Origin of the sequence: Bacillus cereus group sp. BfR-BA-01380 (genome assembly GCF_022663535.1) — a bacterium.
Lineage (GTDB): Bacteria > Bacillota > Bacilli > Bacillales > Bacillaceae_G > Bacillus_A > Bacillus_A cereus_BB.
Map to the genome: position 1 here is coordinate 1 of NZ_JAKUFS010000043.1, position 23,633 is coordinate 23,633.

Here is a 23,633-nt window from a genome sequence, read left to right on the forward strand (position 1 = left end):
CAAAGATGAATTGATGTGCAGATTAGAGGAGGAAATCACATGGCAATCGCAATGGCAGTTTTAAAATTTATCGGTGGAATCATTCCATTCGTACAAGAGCTTTTAAAAGCATTTATGTAAGTTCGTTATTCCGCAATTATTTATACAAACAATCTGTATAGTAAAGATGAATTAAGGTACAGATCAGAGGAGGAAATCACATGGCAATCGCAATGGCAGTTTTAAAATTTATCGGTGGAATCATTCCATTCGTACAAGAGCTTTTAAAAGCAGTAATGTAAGTTTATTATTCCGCAATTATTTATAAAAATCATCATACAAATGATCTGTATACCAAAGATGAATTGATGTGCAGATCATTTGTGTGAGCCAAGTCCCTTTATAATATGAAGGGACTTTTTTAAGTTTCTATATATCTGGACCACTGATAAGGGTGGTTATAGTAACTTCGCATGTATAGAATATACAATATAAAGTGAAACTTTAATCAGTGAGGGTTTTCTTCATCCCCCACTGATTATCAGCCCTCACCAATCGGGCTTTTACGGGCAGTTTATCTCCCGCCTAACTTCTTTATCTTCACCAAATTTTGAGGTGGGAGTATTACTGCCCACGAATAGCGGGATAAATTACGAATGTTAATTAGTTTTCATATATTAATATAGAGAAAATAGAGAAGATATTGATTTATGATTCAATATCTTCTTTATTTACAACGTTTTGAATGTATATTTTTCTTTGTGTTCTTTCAAAAATTAACTGAAGTGATTTAAACTCAATAAAATCAATGAAATGAATGTAAATTAATAGTTAAAAGTTTACATTCATTTTTTTATGTGAATATCTAAAAGTTTTAACATTCCGATAACATGATAGTTAAACAAATTAATGAATAACAATGAATTAATACAATATGTTATAAAGATAAATTATCGAAATTTCTGCGTAATATTAAAGTAATTTCTAAAAAAATAGTTATACTAAGCCACAAAAAAATAATTATAAAAAGACAATTAATAATTATTATTAAATAGTTTTTTGACTCTTTTTTTAGCTCTGTATTTAGTGCTGAAATAAAATTAATTTTCAATAAAATTAAGACTAAAAAAAATAATAAATTGAATAAAAAAATATCCATTATGAGACCCCTTTGTATGTTTCGGTAACAAGTATCATTTATTACCAAATATACATAATTTTTCATTGCAGAGTAAGTCCAGATAGATAAAAAAGTAAACTTTTAATAAAAAGTCTACTTTCAACATTCACATGCTTATAATTATTTTTTTCTCAATATGAATACCCTAATTATTTGTAGTTCAAATATTCAAAATTAAAAGATAATAAATTATAATAAGTGTGTGATGGTTTCTGCCCCATTTGTCTCTCCTTATCCTTATGTCATAGATAAGACTGAATTCCTAGTCTTATCTTTTTTTATTTATATATCTGATTAATACCTTTGTGGAGGGTAGTGTTCATCGATTTACTTCACAGAAATTTATTGTGTAATTTCTGTATAACAAAGAGCCCACGGCAACGATTGTTTCAGTTATTATCTTTTGTACAGATTGTATTTGAACGGGGAATTTTACAAAAATGAAGAATAGAATTTAAAATAAAAAATACTGGAGGTCACTATGTATACTGAAAACATTAGTTTTATTAAGGTAAATGATTATAAGTTGTATATTAACCTTATGGGTGAAGGTGAACCAATCATATTTCTTCACGGGGGACCTGGGAGTGAACATCGTTTTTTTCTGCCTCATATGATTCCACTATCAAAAAAATTTAAGCTAGTCTTTTATGATCAAAGAGGCTGTGGGAAATCAGACCTATCGGAAAATAACCAATACTCCATGAAAAATGAAGTAGAAAATCTAGAAGCACTACGAATACAATTAGGGCTTGAGAAAATGAACTTATTTGGTGAATCATGGGGTTCGATGCTTGCTTTACTTTATGCGACTACATATCCAGAAAGAGTCAATAAAATACTTTTAACAGCTGCGATAGGAGTCACCTCTAAGGGATTAGAAAGGTTTAGTAAGGAATTAGAGAAGAAACTTACTGAGGATGATAAAGCTAGACTTTCCGAATTGGGAGAGCGCCTCAAAACTGGAGAATCTTCAATATACGATATTTTTCATATATTAGATCCTTATTACGTTTTCTCTCAAGAAACTCTAAAACGTAAAGAAAAAAACACGTTTAATAATGAGGTAAATAAAGCAATAGAGACGGATATGATAAATAACTATGATATGACTGAAAATTTACATAAAGTTTTGAACATTCCTATCCTTGTCGCGCAAGGAAGTCATGACATTCTTACACCTTCTATCATTAAGGAATTATTTTCAGAGCATATACCTCATCTACAATTGGTAGAAATTGAGGAATGTGGTCATTGGACGGTTGTTGAGCAACCAGCAAAGATGTGTAATATGGCATTAAGCTTTTTTGAATAGAAACAAGAATAAAATAACTGTTGGATACAACAGAATATTTTTTTGCTTATGTAGCTCTCTATGATGCCGGTGCCGAAGTGTGTGAATTGTTAATGAAAAAAATGAGTTAAATTCTCGTAATTAACTGTAGAGAGAAAAATTTTATTTTTGGGTTACTTCACATCACTATCAAGCTAAGGTTAGCGTTTGTCATATATGCATTGATGCCACTGAGTCGTTTACTACGAGGAGAATACTTCATTTTCCCTAGTATAAAGTAGCTGATATATCTGCATTTTATGCAATTATGCATATCCAAATAAAGGGAAGTAGTACACAGAATGCGATTAAATTATACTAAAATATTTAATTTATATCGAATTAATTTAAACGTATTAAAATTATTTTATTGTTACTAGGTATGATAGGCTAGGATTATTCTTATTAAAGTGAGAGGATTTTATAATAGTTTTTTTGATATAGTTTTTTTCTAAAAATAAATACATAATATTTATATTATTAGATATTTACAGTGAAATTTGATTATTTACTTATCAAAAACTTGATGTTTTAATAGATGTGTAAGTGGCATGACCACTAATAACAGGATCTACAGAATATCAACTGGCAACAAAATATACATTAAAGAGAGCTGATGCTTCACTTGTTTCAGATCCTTGGGTTGTAAAAGACAATAAGATAACAATAGCAAGAAAAAATTCAATGCAATAATTAGGAAATATATTGCGATATATGTCAACAGTAAGTGGACAAGCAAGGCGAAGCGAAGTGATGGAGCCCCCTCAAAAACTGAGGGGGTTTCCCCTGTTAGGAGTCCTGTCGCATACCCATCAACTTAAGAAAAGTAAATACCCCAAAGAAGAAAAAATGAGCTGACTTCTCAAAATGGCTATATGTAGAGAAAGAAAATTTTCATTTAGGTGATACATTAAAATGTTAAGTTGATGGACATGGGGTTACTTAAAAATCTTTGCTTGATAGTAATGTGGCGTTATTCTAAGATATATAATTGTGTGAGTAGTAAATATCAAAACGAATGTAGACAAATGGAAGTTTCACTTTATCGATAAAGTGAAACTTCCATCAGTGGGGGTTTTCTTCATTCCCCACTGATTAGCCCGCCCAATCGGGCTTTTTACGGGCAGTTTATCTCCCACCTAACTTCTTTGCTTTCGCCGAATTTTGAGGTGGGAGTATTACTGCCCACGAATAGCGGGATAAAGTAGAGAATTTGATTAATTAGGTGGTTTTGTAAACTTTGAGCTTCTGTTTTGAAAAAGACCAGACTTCGACGTTATAATGATATTGTGGTATACGGTTTTGACTATTGTCAAAAGATAGGTGGAGTAGAGCTTTATTGATATGTAAAATGGTGAGGTTGTACTAGGTAATAATAAAGTGAAACTTTAATCAGTGGTGCCCCACTGATTAGCCCGCCAATCGAGCTTTTACGGGATAAACTTAGAGTAGTAAAATCCACGTTTTTTCATACCGAAATTGTTTAGCTTATATGTTTGTTAAAATGTGGGTATGTACGGTGACACTCTTCTAGAAAAAAAAACCATTATTTCTACATATTACAGATTGTAATTATGATTTTTTAATTTATACTTCTTGTATAAATTAAAAAATTTGTATTGTCAATTATAAACTATACAGAAATAATAACTACTCTGCGATACCACTACATCTTGTGATGAAACAGGTAAACATATTTTTTAGTAAATTTTTCTAACTATCTTATATCTTCATGAGGTGACTGAATAGTTACCAAAAACATTTATATAAGTTACGTATTAGGGTTGAGTTTTTAGGAGGTTTAAATGAGAAAAATATCGCCAGGGGCCATTTTATCCCATACCCAGTATGGGTATTTGAAGTTGCCCAAAAATGTCAGATGCCAGTGTCCTAAATGCGGTAAAACAGGTGAATTTACGTTAAAAACGAATTTTTACCAAGTTACAAAAAGAGGATTATTCGCAGAAGGGCTTTGTCTTGAATGTAAAGAGCCATCAGAATTTGTGATTATGTTTAATGATTATCCGAATCGAATAAATAAAGCAGTAGAAGTAGAAGTTTATATTTATAGTCCTTCGGATTTAAGAGATCCTTTAGATCAGCTCGAACGCAATAAACATATCCCTACAGACCTTGTCAGGGCATATCGCTCTACTTTAAATGTCAGTCAGTCAAAAGATAATTCTGCTGCTGCAGTAATGTCAAAACGAGTTCTAGAAAGTGTTCTCAAACATTTTCTTGGAGAGAAAGGTAATGGGCAGTCTCTTTCTCAGCAATTTGAGCAATTACCAGAATATATCGATTTCACTAAACCGATTCAAGATGTTGGCCACCTCGTTCATCCGCACAGTCCTTTTTATGGGATGCTTGAATTGCAGCAGGAAATTGATGATGAAACAGTGGCTTTATTAACAGAATTACTAGAAGTCCTTATCGAATATTTATTTGTGTTGCCTGAAAAAATCGAATCAGTACATGATAAGATTATACAGAAATTTGAACAGAAACTTGAACAGGGGTAACACGCACATTTTAATGTTTTTATACGCTAAGAGACTTTCAAAAACCAATAGCATGATTTCAATTGGGATTTTAATTTAAAGATAAGTTTTGAGGCACCATTTAAGCTATTTATAGCTTATTTTACGTTGAAGTACATTTGTCTCAAATACTTACCGATGTTTTTAAGATTAGATGATTTTCTTGGAGTAATAAAATCATCGCTTTTTCATGCCAAATTTTGCTTAGCGTATATTTTCGTTAATTGACGCATCTCTTCCCTACGGATTTTAAACGATTCTGCCAAGGTATAACCATTAAACTTATAAAAGCCACAAAATGAAATAAAAACTACATGAAAAAAACCAACCTTTGTATAAACATGTCCTTTAAGTTGATGGATGTATGGTACTATCCCATATATAAAGACTAGGAAATGCTTCCTAGTCCTCATCTTTCACATCTATATCTTCTGGAATTGGTTCATTTAATATTTCTTCTACTAGCTTTTTATATTTCTCCATTTGTTCTAAGTGTGTATTAAATTGCTCTTTATTCAATAAATACTGCTCCCCATCATGAACAGCACGTATGCGTTTTTGTTGAATTAAGCTTTCGATATATGATTCAGGCATACTTAAAAATTCAGCTGCTTCTTTTACCGTTAAATACAATGTATTCAGTCCTTTCTTAATAGTAAAAGGAGTAAATGACATTACTCCTTTTATTAATCGATTCACTTTCCGTCCCTATCAACTTTACCACATACATTGTATATTGAGGAGCTGGTCATATGAAAGTTTCTCTTTGTTCATTTTTGGCCGTACGTCTCAAATTTTTTCGCTAATACATTCAACTCTTCTTCCGGCAATAATTGCGGTTCTCCAATGCATTTCGTTTGATAGTAAATTTGTGCACAAAACTCAATCTCTTCGGCAACTGTAAACGCCATTTTAATATTATGTCCACCTGCAATTAACCCATGATTCGCAAGTAAAACAGCACGGCGATCGATCATTCCTTCATAAGCTGCTTCTGCCAATTCTCTCGTTCCAAACGTTGCATACGGAGCACAGCGTACATTCGGTCCAGCAAAGGCTACTAAATAAGAAACAGCAGGCAGCTCCCAACCTAATGATGCAATTGTTTTTGCGTAAGGAGAATGTGTATGCACAAGAGCATTTAAATCGTCTCTTTTTTGATAATAAATGAGGTGCATATCCAGTTCACTGGATGGTTTTCTTGTTCCGTCAACAATATTACTATCTAAATTTAATACGACCACATCTTCAGGCGTTGTTTCAAAGTAATCTAATCCGCTTGGACTCATCGCTACAAGGCCTTGTTCACGGTTAAAAATACTAATGTTACCGCCTGTCCCTTTTGTTAAGCCACTTGTAATTAATTTTTTTCCATACTCTACAATTTCTTCTCTCTCTTTTTGTAGTAACATATAATATGCATCCTCCTCAGTGAAAAGCTTCTTATTACTCATTCGCTATAATGACCACTGTTTCATCGTTTTTATCATTCCTAATTACTGAAATAGCTTTTCTAAATTTGCCGCAAACGGTGGGCGTACAATCCCCTTTTCTGTAATGATTGCCGTAATATTTTCGTGCGGCGTTACATCAAACGCTGGGTTATACACTTTGCTATCTTGCGGTGCTGAATATTGCCCAAAACGATTAATAACTTCAGACGCATCACGTTCTTCAATTGGAATCTCTTTTCCTGTTGGCGTTTTTAAATCAATTGTTGGCGTTGGTGCTGCTACGTAAAACGGAATGTTATAGTACCTTGCTAAAATAGACACACCTAACGTTCCAATTTTATTAGCTACATCACCGTTTGCTGCCACGCGGTCACAGCCGACAATAACTGCATCAATTTTCCCTTGTGACATAACCATCGCTGCCATGTTATCTGTGATAACTGTTACATCAATACCAGCTCGCTGCAACTCTAATGCCGTTAACGTAGATCCTTGTAATCTCGGACGTGTCTCGTCCGAATAAATTTTTAAATCCCAGCCTTTTTCTTTTGCCAAATACATCGGCGCTGTTGCTGTTCCATATTTTGTTGTCGCCAAAGCACCTGCATTACAATGTGTCAGCACACCCATACCATCTTGAAATAACGTAAGTGCATGCTCACCAATTTGACGATTAATCTCCTCATCTTCTCTATGAATTATTTTTGCTTCTTCTAACAATCTCTGTTTTAAATCGTTAATCGATAAATGAGCATTTTCCTTTGCAGTATTCTCCATTCTCTCAAGTGCCCAAAATAAATTCACAGCTGTCGGTCTTGAAGTCGCCAAATACGCACATACTTTTTGCACTTTAGTTATAAACAATTCCACCAAATCTTCTTGCACGTCTTTTACCCCTAAATACACGCCGTAAGCCGCTGAGACTCCAATCGCTGGTGCACCGCGCACCTTCATGACTTGAATCGCATCCCATACACTTTCTGCCGCATTAAAAGATTCATAGACAACTTCATTTGGTAATAGAGTCTGATCTAATAAAACTAAAGCGTTCTCTTTCCATTGAATCGGTATTAATTGTTCAGACATGATCTTCTCTCCTTATTACATGCTAAGTGACAGCGCTTCTGTTTTTAACGTTTGTAAAAAATCATTTCCTGTTTTATGCGTACTCGCTTGTAAAATAAACGACTTTGCCGCTTGCAAACAAATACGTTCTGCTCTAGCGCGAGCTTCTTCATCTGAAATAGATGTAATATCTTTCACCTTTGCTAATCCAACAATACGGCGAATTAATTCAAGACCAGTAACAGACGCTGTATCTTTTAATACAGACTGTAAATACCAACGACTAAATCCTGATTCTTTCGCCATAATATCTGTAACATGAACATCCCATGCTTCTAAGAACTTCGCAGAAAATAGATCAATTACATCTCTAATTGTATTCTCCAACCAGTTCACATACACATCTTTCTCTACTCCTGAAACCATTGTCGCATCTGCATTTGCCCATGCAAATATTAAATTTGCCACAACATTACCAATGTCATATCCCATCGGTCCATAAAACGCAAATTCTGGATCAATTACCTTTGTAGAATCTTTTCTTACAAACACAGATCCAGTATGTAAATCCCCATGTAACAATGTTTGTGCATTCGTCATAAACGAAAACTTTAACTTCGCTACTTCCATGCGAAGTACATGATCGCCATATATATGCTCTCGAATCCAGCCTTCATTTAAAGAAAACAGCTCATTTCGTTTGTTATGATCTGTAAATGGCTCAGAATACACAAGGTCCTCTGTAATCTCACATAACTCTGGATTGATATAATTTTTTACAAGCTCTTTCTTTTCTTTATGATTCATGACCACATCCGATGTTAATAGTAGTGTGTTCACCATAAAGGTTGTTAAATCATCTGCAAGTTGCGAAAAGATGTGATGATTTATAAGCGCAGTCCGAAGAATCGTATGATCTGACAAATCTTCCATCACGCAGCAATTCATGACATCATCATACAAATACACATCTGGTACAAGTCTTGGTGCCAGCTTCCCCTCTAACTGCAACACATCCGACTCAATCCGAATCCGATTCGTAGATAACTTAAACTCATCCGAAATCCGCGCTGTATCTCCTGCTTGCTTTACAATAACAGAAGTCCCCTTCTCTTCATCCCAAACACGAAACACATAATTTAAATTACCATCTCCAATTTCCTTACACTGCAAACGCTGTGCATCCTCGAACATTGACAATTTTTCCATTACATACGGTATAACATCACTAGCTTTCATTAAAAAATACTTCGTGAACTTAGACATGGTTTCTCCCTCCACACTAAATGTAAGCGTTTTCTAAAAGCCGCAAAAGTAATAGATTGATAATATTTCAATCTACATGTCACAATTTTTTTAAAACAAACATCTAGTTTTTATTATAGCTTGTTAGAAATATGCGTCAAACATTTCCCCCTGTGAAAAAAGAGCGGCCATCGCCGCTCTTTCAACTTAATAGATTTAAAATTACTTCATCATTTGTTTCACAATTTCTCGGTTACGCTTTAAAACATCCCCGAATGTTCAGATGGGCAGCGGCTGCTTAACGACTTATTTGCTCATTGTTTAATAACGCAATCATTTCACTCAACATTTCCTCTGTAAAAGCACCCGCGCTAAAGTTTACTAGTACCCGTAATGGCATGTAGTTCAGCATGGCACCCATCAATTCGGAAGTATCGCTATCCCCTTCAGTCATACTAGCAAGCGGATTACCTTCTAATGCCTTTACCATAAGCTCTTTTGTAATTGGTGCTAAAATTGGGTCCGCAAATAAGTCCCCAAGTAACGTATTACGGTGTACTGGTTTTCGAATGAAAAGCGTTGATTGAACAGAAATACTGTCATGTAAAACAATCTCTTTTGAAGACTTTCCTACCAAAATTTCAAACTCACCTGTTTCGACATGCCAGTCCTTCAATTCAACGTTATAATAAGCAAACGATCTTTTATCTAACGTAAAGGTAACCGTTTTTTCTTCTCCCGGTTGTAATTCCACTTTGTCAAAGCCTTTTAGCTCTTTCTTAGGGCGGATCACACTACTTTCAACATCTTTTATATAAAGCTGAACAATTTCTTTACCTGCTGCATTGCCAGTATTTTTCACGTTTACACTAACAGAAACAGTTTCCGTATCTTCTATTTTTTTCTTATTAATTGAAAGATTACTATACTCAAAGTTTGTATAACTTAATCCAAAACCAAATGGGAACAATGGCTCAATATTTTTCGCATCATAATAACGGTATCCAACAAACACACCTTCTTTGTATTCCACTTTGTCACCTTCACCAGGGAAGTTTAAGTAAGAAGGATTATCGCTTAAAACTTTCGGGAATGTTTCCGCCAATTTCCCGCTTGGATTCGCATCACCAAATAATAAATCAGCAATCGCTCCGCCCAGTGCTTGTCCGCCTAAATAGCCTTCAAGTATTCCTTTTACTTTACCTATCCATGGCATTTCAATTGGAGCACCATTACTTAAAACGACAACGATATTACTTTGAACTTCTGCAACGGCTTCAATTAATTGCACATGATTTTCTGGCATCTGTAAATGCTTTCGGTCATATCCTTCTGATTCATAACGATCCGGAAGTCCAACGAAAAGAACCGCCGTATCTGCTCCAGCTGCTACTTCTTTTGCTTCATTAATCATGTTTTCATCTAAAGCATCGCTGGCAAGATCATAGCCCCCGGCAAATAATACGTTCGTATTTTCACCTGATACAGTTTCAATTTCTTCGAGGATGCTTTCAAGTTTTGTTGGATTAATATGAGAGCTTCCGCCGCCTTGATAGCGAGGTGTCTTTGCGAATCCCCCAATCACAGCTACCGTTCCTTCTTTTTTCAATGGAAGAATGCAATCTTCATTCTTTAACAACACCATGCTTTCGCGTGCGACTTCTCTTGCAAGCTGATGGTGCGCTTCCTTACTATACACAGCGTTTTCCTGTTGGTTATCAGCGGCTTTAAAAATAATGTTAAGAAGACGTTCTACTGCTTGATCAAGCTTTTCTACAGGTAGCTGACCACAATTAACTGCATCAATAATCTTCTTCTCACCAATTCCAAAGCTTGAAGGCATTTCTAGTTCCAAACCGTTCGCTAAACTCGCAATGCGCTCATTTACTGCACCCCAATCAGAAACGACAAACCCTTCAAATCCCCATTCATCCTTTAAAATATCATTTAACAAATAGTTATTTTCCGACGCATATTCACCATTCACTTTGTTGTAAGCACTCATTACTGTCCATGGTTGTGCTTCCTTAATAGCGCCTTCAAAGCTAGCAAGATAGATTTCACGCAATGTTCTCTCATCAACAATCGCATCGGTCGACATTCTGCGATGTTCTTGATTATTAGCAGCGAAATGTTTTAATGATGTTCCAACTCCTTGACTTTGTACGCCATTAATATGATTTGCAGCCATTTGAGATGATAAAAAAGGATCCTCTGAAAAATATTCAAAGTTTCTTCCGCACCGCGGCGAACGCTTAATGTTTGCACCAGGTCCAAGGAGAACACCGACATTTTCGGCCTGACATTCCTCTCCTAATGCAACTCCTACTTGTTTTATTAACTCTTTATTCCATGTACTCGCTAATCCTACTGCTGATGGGAAACAAGTAGCTGGAACACTATTATAAATCCCCAAGTGATCTGCTCCCTCCGCCTGCTTCCTAAGCCCGTGCGGTCCATCAGTTACCATAATTGAAGGAATTCCTAATCGCTCAATCCCTTTTGTATGCCAAAAATCTAATCCAGAACATAGACTTGTCTTTTCTTCTAGTGTCATTTGTGAAATAATTTGCTTAATATCCCTTTTCATGATAATCCTCCTAATCAAAAGATTACTAAGTAAGCGTTTTCTTAAACGTATTATAGTTTTTATTTTTTTGATATTATGGTATTTTTTTTAGAATAATTGTAAAAATTTTAGCTGATGTTATATATTGGCTGAGTTTTAACGAATAGAGGTTAAAATCATGAATTTCTCCAAACTAGAGGATTTATATTATATTTGTAAGCTAGTCTTTGACATGCATAAAATACCTATCTTTTTTATTGATAACAAGGGAGATTTAGTATTTGAACTCTCCCGCAATTTTCGGCACAACCCCTTGTATTCTTCAAAAGAAGAGATATTTCGTCAACTGTTTAGGGAGGAAAACTTCTATCGTTTTCCAGTACTAAGGGAGACCTCCTGCCTTGAAAATTTTTTCTCAATTAACCTGCGTTCAAATGACCAACTTAACGGGAACATCATTGTCGGGCCTGTCCTTTATTCCAGGCTATCCGAAGTATCAATTAAAGGAATCATCAATGATCTTCATCTCAAAATAAACAAAGATGAAATGGTTCACTATTATCATTCTCTTCCTGTTTTAAGCAATTTAAATTTTTTAAATGTGAGTATGATCCTTTACTACATACTGTATCAACAAAAATTGGACGTGGTTAATATCCTGCAAAAAAATATACTGCTAGAAAATGAAAAATTTGAAATAGAACAGCCTGATATACATATATCGGAGCAACGTCAAAATCTACTGACCCATATCGATCCACTGGCTGAGAAGAAAATCTTTGCGTGTATTAAAGAAGGAAAAAAGGATGATTTAATTAAAAATCTAAGGGGATTATCCGAAACAGGAAATCTGGGCGTATTATCGAAAACGAGTCACCTGCGAAGTCAAAAAAATTCCGCTATCGCAGCGATCACACTTGCGACTAGGGCTGCGGTAGATGGTGGGCTATTCCCCGAAATCGCATATACCCTTAGTGACTTACTCATCCAAAACCTTGAAGAAATAAAAGAAAGCAAAGCAATTACTCCATTTTTGGAGAATGCTTTACTAGAGTTCTCAGAACGAGTAAAAAATGGGAAGATGCAAAAGTATTCAAAACCAATAAACATATGCCAAAATTATATATTTACTCATCTCTACGAAGATATTACACTTTCCCATTTAGCAAAAATAGCTGCACTAAACCCTAGTTATCTATCTGTTCTTTTCAAAAAAGAAGTAGGGATTTCACCAAGCAAATATATTCAGCGCGCCAAAATAGATGAGGCTAAAAGCTTAATAACCTATACAAGACATTCTTTATCCGAAATCTCCACACTATTAAACTTTCATGACCAAAGTCATTTTACGAAAGTCTTTAAAAAATTTACTGGTGTTTCACCTAAACAATTTAAAAATGGGTGTGTTAACTAGTTTAGAAAAGTTATACATTTCCCTTGACAAAATAAATAGTTTTATATGATAATTAATATCGAATTAGAATTATTATAGTTAATTTAAAAATTCACTTTATGAGCAAGATCATTTTTGCTGCTCATAACTCACATTTAGGAGGAATTTTAATATGTTATTAATCGGCACAGAAGTAAAACCGTTTAAAGCTAATGCTTATCATAATGGAGAGTTTATCCAAGTTACTGACGAAAGTTTCAAAGGAAAATGGAGCGTAGTTTGCTTCTACCCAGCAGACTTCACATTCGTATGCCCAACTGAACTTGAAGATTTACAAAACCAATACAAGACCTTAAAGGAATTAGGCGTTGAAGTATACTCTGTATCTACAGACACTCACTTCACACATAAAGCATGGCATGATAGCTCAGAAACGATCGGCAAAATCAAATATATTATGATTGGTGACCCTACTCGCACAATCACTAGCAATTTCGACGTATTAGTTGCAGAAGAAGGTCTTGCTGCTCGTGCTACATTCATCATCGATCCAGATGGCGTTATCCAATCTGTTGAAATTAATGCAGACGGTATCGGCCGCGATGCAAGCATCCTTGTTAACAAAATTAAAGCAGCACAATATGTTCGCAACAATCCAGGTGAAGTTTGCCCAGCTAAATGGCAAGAAGGTGCTGCAACACTTAAACCAAGCCTTGACCTTGTAGGCAAAATTTAAGGAGCGTAATCAAAATGATACTAGATGCAGATATAAAAGCACAATTAGCCCAGTATCTTCAACTGATGGAAAACGATGTACTACTTAAAGCTAGCGCAGGATCCGATAATGTATCAAAAGACATGCTAGCTCTAGTAGATGAATTAGCTACAATGTCATCCAAAATTAAGGTAGAGAAAACACAATTGGAGAGAACACCAAGCTTCAGTGTGAATCGTATCGGCGAAGACACTGGAGTAACGTTTGCTGGTATCCCTCTAGGACATGAATTTACTTCATTAGTGTTAGCTTTACTACAAGTTAGTGGCAGAGCTCCAAAAGTTGAGCAAAAAGTAATTGATCAAGTAAAAAATATTCAAGGCGAATATCACTTTGAATCTTACATCAGCCTAAGCTGTCATAACTGTCCAGATGTTGTGCAGGCACTGAACTTGATGAGCGTTCTGAATCCTGGTATTACACATACTATGATTGACGGCGCTGCATTTAAAGAAGAGGTAGAAAGCAAAGACATCATGGCAGTACCATCTGTTTTCTTAAACGGGGAATTCTTAAGCAGCGGTCGTATGACGCTAGAAGAAATTCTTGCTAAGATGGGGAATGGCCCTGATGCATCAGAGCTTTCTGATAAAGATCCATACGATGTTCTTGTTGTTGGCGGCGGCCCAGCTGGTGCAAGTGCAGCAATTTATGCGGCGCGTAAAGGTATTCGCACAGGTATCGTTGCTGAACGCTTCGGTGGTCAAGTAATGGATACTATGGGTATCGAGAACTTCATCAGCGTAAAACACACTGAAGGACCTAAGCTAGTAGCAAGCCTTGAAGAACACGTAAAAGAGTACAACATTGATGTCATGAATTTACAACGTGCGAAACGTTTAGAAAAGAAAGAACTTATTGAAGTGGAACTTGAAAACGGCGCTGTTCTAAAAAGTAAGAGCGTAATCATTTCAACAGGTGCTCGTTGGCGCAATGTTGGCGTACCAGGTGAAGCTAAGTTCAAAAACAAAGGTGTAGCATACTGCCCTCACTGTGACGGTCCATTATTTACTGGAAAACACGTAGCAGTTATCGGCGGCGGTAACTCTGGTATTGAGGCAGCAATTGATTTAGCAGGTATCGTAAAACACGTAACTGTTCTTGAGTTTATGCCAGAACTAAAAGCTGATGCTGTATTACAAGAACGTCTTTACAGCCTACCTAACGTAACGGTTCTAAAGAACGTTCAAACAAAAGAAATTACTGGTACTGACAAAGTAGACGGTATTTCTTGCATCGATCGTGAAACAGAAGAAGTTCATCACATTGAACTACAAGGTGTATTCGTTCAAATCGGTCTTGTACCAAACACAGATTGGTTAGGTGACACTGTTGAACGTGTTCGTGGTGAGATTGTAACAGATAAGCACGGTGCTACAAACGTCGATGGTGTATTTGCTGCAGGTGACTGTACAAATAGTCCATATAAGCAAATTATTATTTCTATGGGATCAGGTGCAAATGCAGCTTTAGGTGCATTTGATTATCTAATCCGCAATTAATAAACAGACATACGTAGTACTTAGCGTTTATTAACTCAAAAAAAAGAAAGTCACTGTGCTACCTAATTGGTAGTGTAGTAGTTTTCTTTTTTTGAAAGGAATAACCCCATTACGAATAATAATTCGTAATGGGGTTATTCCAAATTCTCGTTATTTCTTTTTAACTTCCTCTACAAATTCCCATGTCTCTCCTTTATCTTTTGATTGATAAAGTGCACTACTATCGCCATTGTAGTCTCCATCTGCCCCTTGTCCAACTAACATATTAAAGACTCCATCTTTCTCATAAGGCATACCAGGAGAATCAAAAGGACTTATTATAGACTGTGTATGATCTAATTTCACTTCATGCGGCGGATAATTTACCTTTTTGAAAGATAGGCCCCCATCATCTGTACGATATAACTCTCCCTCATTACCAGAAGGTCTAACTGCTCCTAAAAATCCAAGTTTATCATTTATAAAGGTTATTCCTGATACACTACCCATTCCTCCATTGAATGGATCTGTATTGATAACCTCCCATGTTTTACCTCCATCAATAGTCTTGCTTAGTGAGTAAAAAGCACTACCTAATGCTTTATCTGTTATATTTAGTTTATAACCAACTTCTTTTGATAAGAAAAACTTTTCCTTTTCATTCGTTACATCTTGTTTCTTCTCTTTAAGCTTATCTTTATTGGGAGGAGTCTTTGATTTACTCCATTCTTCGTCACATATTAAGTTATACCTAGCAGGTACTAGCTCTTTCTCTTTTCCAGGAACAAATATAGATACAGTATATCCAATGATTTCAGAAGATGCTTCTTTCAGATTATGCCCCTTACCATCCTCAGTAATATTAATAATTCCCTCTTTATTGGATCCCCAATTCCTTTTCCCATAATAAATCAAGCCATACTTACTTTCATTCCACTGACTAACTGTTTGCTTAACCGGAATAGCCTTAACCGTTTTAATTAGAGGTTCTACTAATTTATCATCATCATAATCAGGATTCGCATACCCATCTCGTATTATAGTAATATCTTCTGATTTCTTCTTATTATAAGATATTAAATAAGTTTCTACTTTCCCATCAGTATTTTTCCCATAAACAAATGTATCAAACGCTGTGATTGTTCCATCTGAATGAAATGTAAGATCAAAATCAGTTGCCATATATAATTTCTTTGGCAAAGGATATTTTTTATTTATATCTTCAAAAATACCTTCTACTCCAGATTCATATATATTATTATGTTTAAGTTCAACTGATCTTTCATGTTTTAATCTTTCTATAAACCATGCAAGTTTGCCATCATAATTTATTGCACTTTTATAAATCTGTACCCCATAAAATGATGTAATTACAACAATAATGATAATAGAAATGTATTTCCATGCAGCTGAATTCGTTAATTTTTTAGATTCATATTCTCTATCTTTTATCATTCTCATTGTAGTAAATGTAGTCATGAATATAAAAAACACTACACATAGTAATAAAATATAAATATTATAATTCATTCTTCCATACTTACAATATAAAGCTAACTCGTAACAAAAAATCCCGTATACAATGATTAATATTGGATTTGTTACTAATGACATGAGTATCCTTTTTGCATTTTTCCTAAATATAGAAATCACTCCTAATTAAATGTATTAATGACATTAAGTATACTTTGTTTTACCAAATATTTGTATAACCCTTAAATCAGCATTGATATAGTAGTGAAACGTAAATAAAGTGAAACTTTAATCAGTGGGGTTTTTCTTCATCCCCCACTGATTATCAGCCCTCACCAATCGGACTTTTACGGGCAGTTTATCTCCCACCTAACTTCTTAAGAAAGGCGGAAGCGGCTCGCTCAGAATCGCAGGACGTTGGAGCACCCGACAGAGAGGCCCGAGGGGGCGAAACGACCGGAGATTCTAGCCGCTAGAGCTGGACAACAAAGAAATGTGGAAGTGGCTCGTCCAGAATGTGAGGGGGATGGAGCTTCTGACGTAGAGGTGTTTTTTACCTCGCAGGAAGAAGCGAAGCCACCGAACATTCTAGCCACTGAAACTGGACAATGCTTTCGCTGAATTTTGAGGTGGGAGTATTACTGCCCGTTAATGCGGGATAAAAAAGCAATCCATTTTATAAAATATAAAAAGACAAGCTCATGTAAGTAAGCTTGTCCTTGTATATAAATAGAGGAGGTATTGTTTATTCAAAACTTAACTTCAATTCTTTAACATCAAATGCAATCCCCTGCTTATGGATTACCATTACTTGACTATACGGTCTCTACTACCTTTTCAAGCATTGTCCCATTTTTAGCATAATTCGTATGCCAAGAAAAAGCTTTTTCTAAAACATGAGGAGTTTGTCCACCCCTTGTTTGCGCTTCTTCGTAATAAGCTCGTAGCTGGTCACGATACATTGGATGTGCGCAATTCTCAATAATCAGTTCCACTCTTTCTCTTGGCGCCAGTCCTCTTAGATCAGCGTATCCCTGTTCAGTGACAATCACATCGACATCGTGTTCCGTATGGTCTACATGAGAAACGAAAGGAACGATGCTTGAAATGTTACCACCTTTCGCAATGGATTTAGTCACAAAGATAGCTAGGCGTGCATTTCTTGCAAAATCACCAGAACCACCAATACCATTCATCATTTTTGTACCTAAAACGTGAGTAGAGTTGATATTTCCGTATATATCTAATTCTAAAGCAGTATTAATCGAGATTAATCCAAGACGGCGAATGATTTCAGGATGATTGGAAATCTCTTGCGGACGCATCATTAATTTGTCGCGATATTTTTCAAAGTTGGAAAATACCTGTTGCATTTTCTCTTCGGAAAGCGTGATGGAGCAACAGGAAGCAAAATGTACTTTCCCAGCATCCATAAGATCAAAGACCGCATCCTGTAATACCTCGGAATACACTTCTAAATCTTCAAACTCCGAATCTAACATTCCATGCAGCACTGCATTTGCGACTGAACCAATTCCCGATTGTAACGGTGCTAAACTATTCGTTAATCGGCCTACTTTTACTTCTTCTCGAAGGAACTCTATTAAATGCTGTGCCATGATAACAGTTTCTTCATCTGGCGGAACAATCGTCGATGGCGAATCAAGTTGGTTCGTAAACACAATACCCTTCACTTTTTCAACATCAATCGGAATACCGATCGTTCCAATTCGATCATCTGATTTAACGAGTGGAATTGGAGATCTTTCCCCTTGTTTCTCCGGTTCATATAAATCATGCAGCCCCTCTAGTTGTGTAGATTGAGCCATATTCATTTCAATAATAATGGACTTAGCATTTAGGGCAAACGCTAAGGAATTTCCAATTGAAGTGGTTGGAATAATCATTCCGTCCTCAGTTATTGCAACCGCTTCCAAAATAGCAACATCTATATCCATAACGTCAGCACGAAGTAGCTCTGCTGTATGAGACAAGTGCTGATCCACAAATAAAAAGTCTCCATTATTAATTCCCTTTCGCATAGTCGCATCGGCTTGGAAAGGCAATCTTTTTCCTAAAATTCCTGCTTCAGCAAATAATTTATCTACATCCGAGCCTAAGGAAGCTCCAGTATAAACATTTACTTTAAAAGATTTATCATGCTTAACTCGGTTCACCAGCGCAAATGGAACTGCTTTCACATCACCTGCACGTGTAAACCCACTTAAGCCTAAAGTCATTCCACTTTGAATCCAGGAAGCCGCTTCTTCAGGTGTAACTATCCGTTCCTTTAAACGTTGGTCCCTGATTCTATCTAAATTATTCTCCATATGTAATCCCTCTCTCAATGAATATTCATAATTATTTTACACATTAACACCATCAAAATAGGGATTTTGGTATACGATACCGAAAATTCAGATAAAATAGCGAATCTAGGCTCTAAAGCAGAAAAATCTAGAATCCTAGAAGCTTACGAAAATAACTGGCGTATGATTGACTAACTGGTACCCTCTCACCATTATCCATCGAAAGTAAAAAGGTAGAATGGGTATCAGGATAAATCGCTTTAATATGATTAACATTTACAATAAATGAACGGTGGCATCTAATAAACGAATCCTTCGGAAGCAAGTACTCGAATTCTTGCAGAGAGTATTTATGTGTTCCTGATAATTCCTCTGAATTCACATACGTCTTTTTATCTTTTGCCTCTAAATACATGACCTTTGAAAAAGGAACCGGAACCCAGCCGTCTGTTGTTTTTAAGGTAACGACCGATTTTCCATCTGTTAAAGCCGGATAAATTGCCGTCACGCAACCCTCAAGCTTTCCATTATTTAAAAATGGTACAGCCATTCCATGATAAGGAATACCAAAAACATCCCGATTAATAAACTCAGAGGCCTTTTGCTTCGTCACCATTGCTTTATGGGCAATCGTCCCTTCCTTTATAGGGTCCCCGACGCTAATTTTTAAATCAATTCGTTTACTTGGCCGATAGTAGATATATTCTTTTGTATTAGAAACGGCAATTGAAACTTCATCTGAAAATAATTCACCAACGACATCTAGTAGTAAGCCTAATGTTATATCTTCCATACTATTAACACCTCATTCACTATTATACTACTATTATTAACATGTACCCCTTCTTTTTATATTTACATCTCACCCCATTACAGAATATTGCTTCACTGTAATAGGGGTCGGGTATTTATTTTTAGTCCTCATTTACTTATGGTACGGTTCTCCGTAATATAGCTAAATGAGGTTTTATGATTCACTCGCTATTATTAATAAGGGATGAACCATTATCCTGAATCAAAGATTAGTAGGTATCTACATCCTTATAGTAAAATACAATGAATTATATTTCACCTTATACTGGAAATATAATTGTTATTCCAGCTTGTTTTTATTAAGCTAAAAGTGAGCCACTTAAAGGGAATCAAATGTATCGTGTAGAAAGAAGTATGCAATATATGCGCCGTAAAGTATTTGCGCATCAAGACACTTTCTTAACTTTAGAAGAAGCACAAAGTTAGTCAGATTCAATTATACATAAGTTAAATCAGCGGCTAGAAAGAAAAGAATCGATTGAGAACAGTTCATACTAACCGACTCTATTTTAACTTGCGAAATACATCAACTAGTGGAAGGAGAAAATATACGTGAGTCAAGATGTTAGAATTACCAACCTCCCAAGTTATAAGCAAACAAAAACTTTAAAAGAGTGCAATGAGCTCCTCAGTTCCATTTTAGAAATCAAACAAGTATCTGCTTTTCAATGGTTATTTGAAAAAGGGATCTATTATATGGAAATTTATTTATCCTTTGTTGATGGAGATGGAGATAGCATTGATTCAGATTTATGTAACTGTATAGAAACACATGTGCCCTGGGGATATTTGGAAAACGCCGAATCATTGTGGATCTATACACAACTTCGTCTTGATATTGCAAGAGCTTTTAACTGGGATATGCTTGATATGCAAAGCGGGGATATTTATACACCGATCCATACACATGATCTTAAACCACTATATAAATTATCGTCAGAAGAAAAGAAACAATCCGTACCTGTTTCTTTATTATCATATAAAATAGCTGAACACACTGTATTATACCGTCAGAAAGGTGTTCTTTGTGCTAAAGATAACGCGAGAAAAAGATACACCAGTCTAGTTCACCTTTCTGAAGATAAATTTATCCATACATACAAAGGTGGAAGTTATGTTTCGGATATACCCGGAATACAAATCCGGGAGGGAATCTCTTTTCATTGTATTGATGAAATTACTGGTGTTGGACGTGAAATTGTTAAGAGAGATGATAACTCCGTACTTTTAGCTGATGGACCTTTAGTAGAAGGATATCAGGCACATGTAGCTATTTGTAATCTATATCCATTAAATTTGATTGATATTCTTCCGCTTTCCCCGCCATTTACATGGATATCGGAAAATGAAAATAAATTTATTGCGTTAGTTCCTCGGAAAGATTCACATGAGAAAACTCACTTTGATATCAAACCAGCAACTGTAAAAGGGACGAAATTAAGAATCTCAGCAGAAGCCGTACAATCACATCCGTGGTTACATGGTGCTCTGAATCCCGAAAAGTATCATCTCATAGAGGTTGATATAGATTCACGTAAGTGGAAACCTGTATTAACTCAAAAGGACTTTTTAAAGAATATATATCCTTACGAAAGTGGTTATATCGAATTTATGGCATATTCTCAAAAAGAAAATTGCATTTACATCACGGATAAATGTAGAGTTGGATGCTTTGAATTAACTAACCAAAATTTCCAATGGATTACAGAACTTGGTGAGGATTCAAATGTTTATTGTTTCAGTATGAGTCCTTGTGGAAACTATATTGCGATTGGCGGTATCGCTGATGATAAGTATTCACCAAGTTCATTTTCATTAATAGATGCCCATACTGGGAAGTTCATTTTCAGGCTCCCAGTTTTTAGAACATTCCATAGTGCGATTTATTCGATTACATGGCATCCAGACAGTCAATGGCTAATATTAGGATTAGCAAACGGGACTCTTATAGAACTTAGCCTTGACGGCGAAGCCCGATATTTCAAGGCACTTAAAGGCAGCATAAGTCATATATGTTTCGATCAAAACATGATGTATGTAACAGGAAATGAAAAAGTGATTCGAGCCTGGCAAATCGAAGAATAAAATTTAGTTTTTGGTCCAAAATCTTTTGAAGTTAAAATAAAATAGATTCAATTAAGACAAAGTCCAGAGGAATTGGATAAAAATCCACTTCCTCTTTTCACAACTATGGTTAGATAGAAAAATGGTAAATAAAAATTATACTGTACTCATTTTTCACACCATACCAAATTAAAACAGCCCAACTAATCCCTTAGTCAGACTGTCTATTTCCAGCTATACTTATCATTCTTACGTCATTCAATTCACTTAAGTAGAAAACCGCACTTACTTATGATACGGTTCTACTTAATTAATTCTAAAAACGCCAAACCAACTAATACCCCAACCGATACATCAAAAACCTCTCATTCGAATTCCGCTCATACAATCCCGGCAATATAACCTCCTCTTTCAATTCAAACGAGGTTTGATTATCTAAAAAATAAATATAATCTTCTGATGGATAATACAAAATCAGTTCTACTTCCCGTTCCACTTGTTCTACTGAAAACAGTATATTATTGATAACATTCATAAACACTTGCACCGAAAACGGATTAAAGAAGTAAAATTTATTATCACGCGGGTCAATCTCGTATTCTTGCGCTAAACAACATTGAAATTGAATTTTATCTTTGCTGTTTCTCGTTTTCCTAACATAACGCTCTCGATTTTCCATTGCTTCTTTGTAAAATGCCTCGTTCATTTCTATTCCAACAGCTGAAGCACCACATGCATGATGAATATAGAAATTTAGCCGTCCTTTTCCGCATCCAAAGTCGACAACTCGATCACTGCTTTTTAAGTCATATTGAGTAAATAATGTTTCGAGTGCGCGGTATGGTGTTGGTTCATAACGATGATAATGCAAAGACTTGTAGAACTCTTTTTGCTCTCCTACTGTTTTTATATTTAACACTGCATCATAATATTGTTCATTCATGTATTCACCCTACTCTCTACGAAAAGAATCTTAATACACTCCAGATCCCTTTCGATTTTATCATATATATAAGAGTTCCAAACCTACACCATATGAAAAAAAGTCCCTTCATAATACTAAAGGGACCTCGCTCACACAAATGATCTGCACAGCAATTCCTCTTTACTATACAGATCATTTGTATGATAGTTTTTATAAATAATTGCGGAATAATGAATTTACAGTACTGCTTTTAATAGTTCTGCTACTAATGGAATTACTCCACCTAAGAATGATAACACTGCCATTGCGATTGCCATTTTATTTCCTCCTCTACTCTATATATCAATTCATCTTTGCTATACAGATTTTTTGTATTAATGAATTTACATTACTGCTTTTAGAAGTTCTGCTACTAATGGAATTACTCCACCTAAGAATGATAACACTGCCATTGCGATTGCCATTTCATTTCCTCCTCTACTATGTATATCATTTCATCTTTGCTATACAGATCGTTTGTATTAATGAACTTACATTACTGCTTTTAATAGTTCTTGTACGAATGGGAAGATTCCACCTAAAAATTTTAAAACTGCCATTGCGATTGCCATTTCATTTCCTCCTCTACCCTGCATCAATTTATTTTGCTATAAAGATTTTTTTTGTATTAACGAACTTACATTACTGCTTTTAGAAGCTCTTGTACGAATGGAATGATTCCACCTAAGAATTTTAAAACTGCCATTGCGATTGCCATTTTATTTCCTCCTCTGACCTGCACCTCAGCTCATCTTTGCTATACAGATCATTTGTATAAATAATTGCTGAATAATGAACTTACATTACTGCTTTTAAAAGTTCTGCTACTAATGGAAGTAATCCACCTAAGAATGATAAAACTGCCATTGCGATTGCCATTTTATTTCCTCTACTATATATCAATTTATTTCGCTATAAAGATTGTTTTGTATTAACAAACTTACATTACTGCTTTTAGAAGCTCTTGTACGAATGGAAGGATTCCACCTAAGAATT

Annotated in this window: 15 protein-coding genes; 6 read left to right on the forward strand and 9 right to left on the reverse strand. The window is 35.3% G+C overall.

Annotation, left to right across the window (positions count from 1 at the left end):
- Positions 1–1,640 precede the first annotated feature (1,640 nt).
- Entirely contained in the window at positions 1,641–2,474 is an 834-nt protein-coding gene (locus MR076_RS24445) for an alpha/beta fold hydrolase (RefSeq protein WP_242225047.1), read from the forward strand.
- Positions 2,475–4,297: 1,823 nt separating this feature from the next.
- Positions 4,298–5,014 (forward strand): DUF4145 domain-containing protein, encoded by a 717-nt coding sequence (locus MR076_RS24455; protein WP_242225049.1) that lies wholly within the window; start codon positions 4,298–4,300, stop codon positions 5,012–5,014.
- A gap of 420 nt (positions 5,015–5,434) precedes the next feature.
- Here MR076_RS24455 and MR076_RS24460 read toward each other — a convergent pair whose 3' ends face one another.
- From MR076_RS24460 to MR076_RS24480, 5 genes are all read right to left on the reverse strand, one after another.
- A complete protein-coding gene (locus MR076_RS24460) occupies positions 5,435–5,665 on the reverse strand; it encodes an excisionase family DNA-binding protein (RefSeq protein ID WP_139207770.1) in 231 nt (76 codons plus the stop codon).
- A 137-nt stretch (positions 5,666–5,802) separates the two neighbouring features.
- Positions 5,803–6,444, reverse strand: a complete 642-nt coding sequence (locus MR076_RS24465) for an L-fuculose-phosphate aldolase (protein ID WP_242225051.1) — start codon at positions 6,442–6,444, stop codon at positions 5,803–5,805.
- 84 nt (positions 6,445–6,528) lie between these two features.
- Positions 6,529–7,572, reverse strand: coding sequence for an S-methyl-5-thioribose-1-phosphate isomerase (mtnA, locus tag MR076_RS24470; protein WP_242225053.1), 1,044 nt, complete (start codon positions 7,570–7,572; stop codon positions 6,529–6,531).
- Between the two features lie 15 nt (positions 7,573–7,587).
- Positions 7,588–8,817: an S-methyl-5-thioribose kinase gene (gene mtnK / locus MR076_RS24475; RefSeq protein ID WP_242225055.1), complete on the reverse strand. Its 1,230-nt coding sequence runs from the start codon at positions 8,815–8,817 to the stop codon at positions 7,588–7,590.
- Positions 8,818–9,094: 277 nt separating this feature from the next.
- Positions 9,095–11,386: a glycoside hydrolase family 3 C-terminal domain-containing protein gene (locus tag MR076_RS24480; RefSeq protein ID WP_242225057.1), complete on the reverse strand. Its 2,292-nt coding sequence runs from the start codon at positions 11,384–11,386 to the stop codon at positions 9,095–9,097.
- A gap of 157 nt (positions 11,387–11,543) precedes the next feature.
- Here MR076_RS24480 and MR076_RS24485 point away from each other — a divergent pair, with 157 nt between their 5' ends.
- From MR076_RS24485 to ahpF, 3 genes are all read left to right on the forward strand, one after another.
- Positions 11,544–12,779: a helix-turn-helix domain-containing protein gene (locus MR076_RS24485; RefSeq protein WP_242225059.1), complete on the forward strand. Its 1,236-nt coding sequence runs from the start codon at positions 11,544–11,546 to the stop codon at positions 12,777–12,779.
- Positions 12,780–12,930: 151 nt separating this feature from the next.
- Positions 12,931–13,494, forward strand: a complete 564-nt coding sequence (ahpC, locus tag MR076_RS24490) for an alkyl hydroperoxide reductase subunit C (RefSeq protein WP_242225061.1) — start codon at positions 12,931–12,933, stop codon at positions 13,492–13,494.
- Between the two features lie 14 nt (positions 13,495–13,508).
- Positions 13,509–15,035, forward strand: a complete 1,527-nt coding sequence (ahpF, locus tag MR076_RS24495; protein ID WP_242225063.1) for an alkyl hydroperoxide reductase subunit F — start codon at positions 13,509–13,511, stop codon at positions 15,033–15,035.
- A 150-nt stretch (positions 15,036–15,185) separates the two neighbouring features.
- Here the strand turns inward: ahpF and MR076_RS24500 are convergent, their stop codons facing one another.
- The 3 genes from MR076_RS24500 to MR076_RS24510 form a co-directional block, all read right to left on the reverse strand.
- On the reverse strand, positions 15,186–16,628 hold the full coding sequence (locus MR076_RS24500) for a WD40/YVTN/BNR-like repeat-containing protein (RefSeq protein ID WP_277928608.1): 1,443 nt from the start codon (positions 16,626–16,628) through the stop codon (positions 15,186–15,188).
- Positions 16,629–17,302: 674 nt separating this feature from the next.
- Positions 17,303–18,817, reverse strand: a complete 1,515-nt coding sequence (locus MR076_RS24505) for an acetyl-CoA hydrolase/transferase family protein (protein WP_242225066.1) — start codon at positions 18,815–18,817, stop codon at positions 17,303–17,305.
- 127 nt (positions 18,818–18,944) lie between these two features.
- The gene (locus MR076_RS24510) at positions 18,945–19,589 is read right to left on the reverse strand and encodes a LytTR family DNA-binding domain-containing protein (protein WP_242225067.1); all 645 of its coding nucleotides are present in this window, start codon (positions 19,587–19,589) and stop codon (positions 18,945–18,947) included.
- A 572-nt stretch (positions 19,590–20,161) separates the two neighbouring features.
- Here MR076_RS24510 and MR076_RS24515 point away from each other — a divergent pair.
- Complete coding sequence (locus MR076_RS24515; RefSeq protein ID WP_242225069.1) at positions 20,162–21,694, forward strand: WD40 repeat domain-containing protein; 1,533 nt, start codon at positions 20,162–20,164, stop codon at positions 21,692–21,694.
- 313 nt (positions 21,695–22,007) lie between these two features.
- On the opposite strand, the gene MR076_RS24520 is transcribed toward MR076_RS24515, so the two are convergent.
- Entirely contained in the window at positions 22,008–22,616 is a 609-nt protein-coding gene (locus MR076_RS24520) for an SAM-dependent methyltransferase (RefSeq protein WP_242225072.1), read from the reverse strand.
- Positions 22,617–23,633: the final 1,017 nt, after the last annotated feature.

What these genes read in the sequence shown, in the direction of transcription:
- ahpF (WP_242225063.1), top strand. Translation starts at nt 13,509, where the DNA reads ATGATACTAGATGCAGATATAAAAGCACAATTAGCCCAGTATCTTCAA.
- MR076_RS24485 (WP_242225059.1), top strand. Translation starts at nt 11,544, where the DNA reads ATGAATTTCTCCAAACTAGAGGATTTATATTATATTTGTAAGCTAGTC.
- mtnA (WP_242225053.1), bottom strand. Translation starts at nt 7,572, where the DNA reads ATGTCTGAACAATTAATACCGATTCAATGGAAAGAGAACGCTTTAGTT.
- MR076_RS24455 (WP_242225049.1), top strand. Translation starts at nt 4,298, where the DNA reads ATGAGAAAAATATCGCCAGGGGCCATTTTATCCCATACCCAGTATGGG.
- MR076_RS24510 (WP_242225067.1), bottom strand. Translation starts at nt 19,589, where the DNA reads ATGGAAGATATAACATTAGGCTTACTACTAGATGTCGTTGGTGAATTA.
- MR076_RS24480 (WP_242225057.1), bottom strand. Translation starts at nt 11,386, where the DNA reads ATGAAAAGGGATATTAAGCAAATTATTTCACAAATGACACTAGAAGAA.
- MR076_RS24445 (WP_242225047.1), top strand. Translation starts at nt 1,641, where the DNA reads ATGTATACTGAAAACATTAGTTTTATTAAGGTAAATGATTATAAGTTG.
- ahpC (WP_242225061.1), top strand. Translation starts at nt 12,931, where the DNA reads ATGTTATTAATCGGCACAGAAGTAAAACCGTTTAAAGCTAATGCTTAT.
- MR076_RS24505 (WP_242225066.1), bottom strand. Translation starts at nt 18,817, where the DNA reads ATGGAGAATAATTTAGATAGAATCAGGGACCAACGTTTAAAGGAACGG.
- MR076_RS24500 (WP_277928608.1), bottom strand. Translation starts at nt 16,628, where the DNA reads ATGTCATTAGTAACAAATCCAATATTAATCATTGTATACGGGATTTTT.
- MR076_RS24465 (WP_242225051.1), bottom strand. Translation starts at nt 6,444, where the DNA reads ATGTTACTACAAAAAGAGAGAGAAGAAATTGTAGAGTATGGAAAAAAA.
- MR076_RS24520 (WP_242225072.1), bottom strand. Translation starts at nt 22,616, where the DNA reads ATGAATGAACAATATTATGATGCAGTGTTAAATATAAAAACAGTAGGA.
- mtnK (WP_242225055.1), bottom strand. Translation starts at nt 8,817, where the DNA reads ATGTCTAAGTTCACGAAGTATTTTTTAATGAAAGCTAGTGATGTTATA.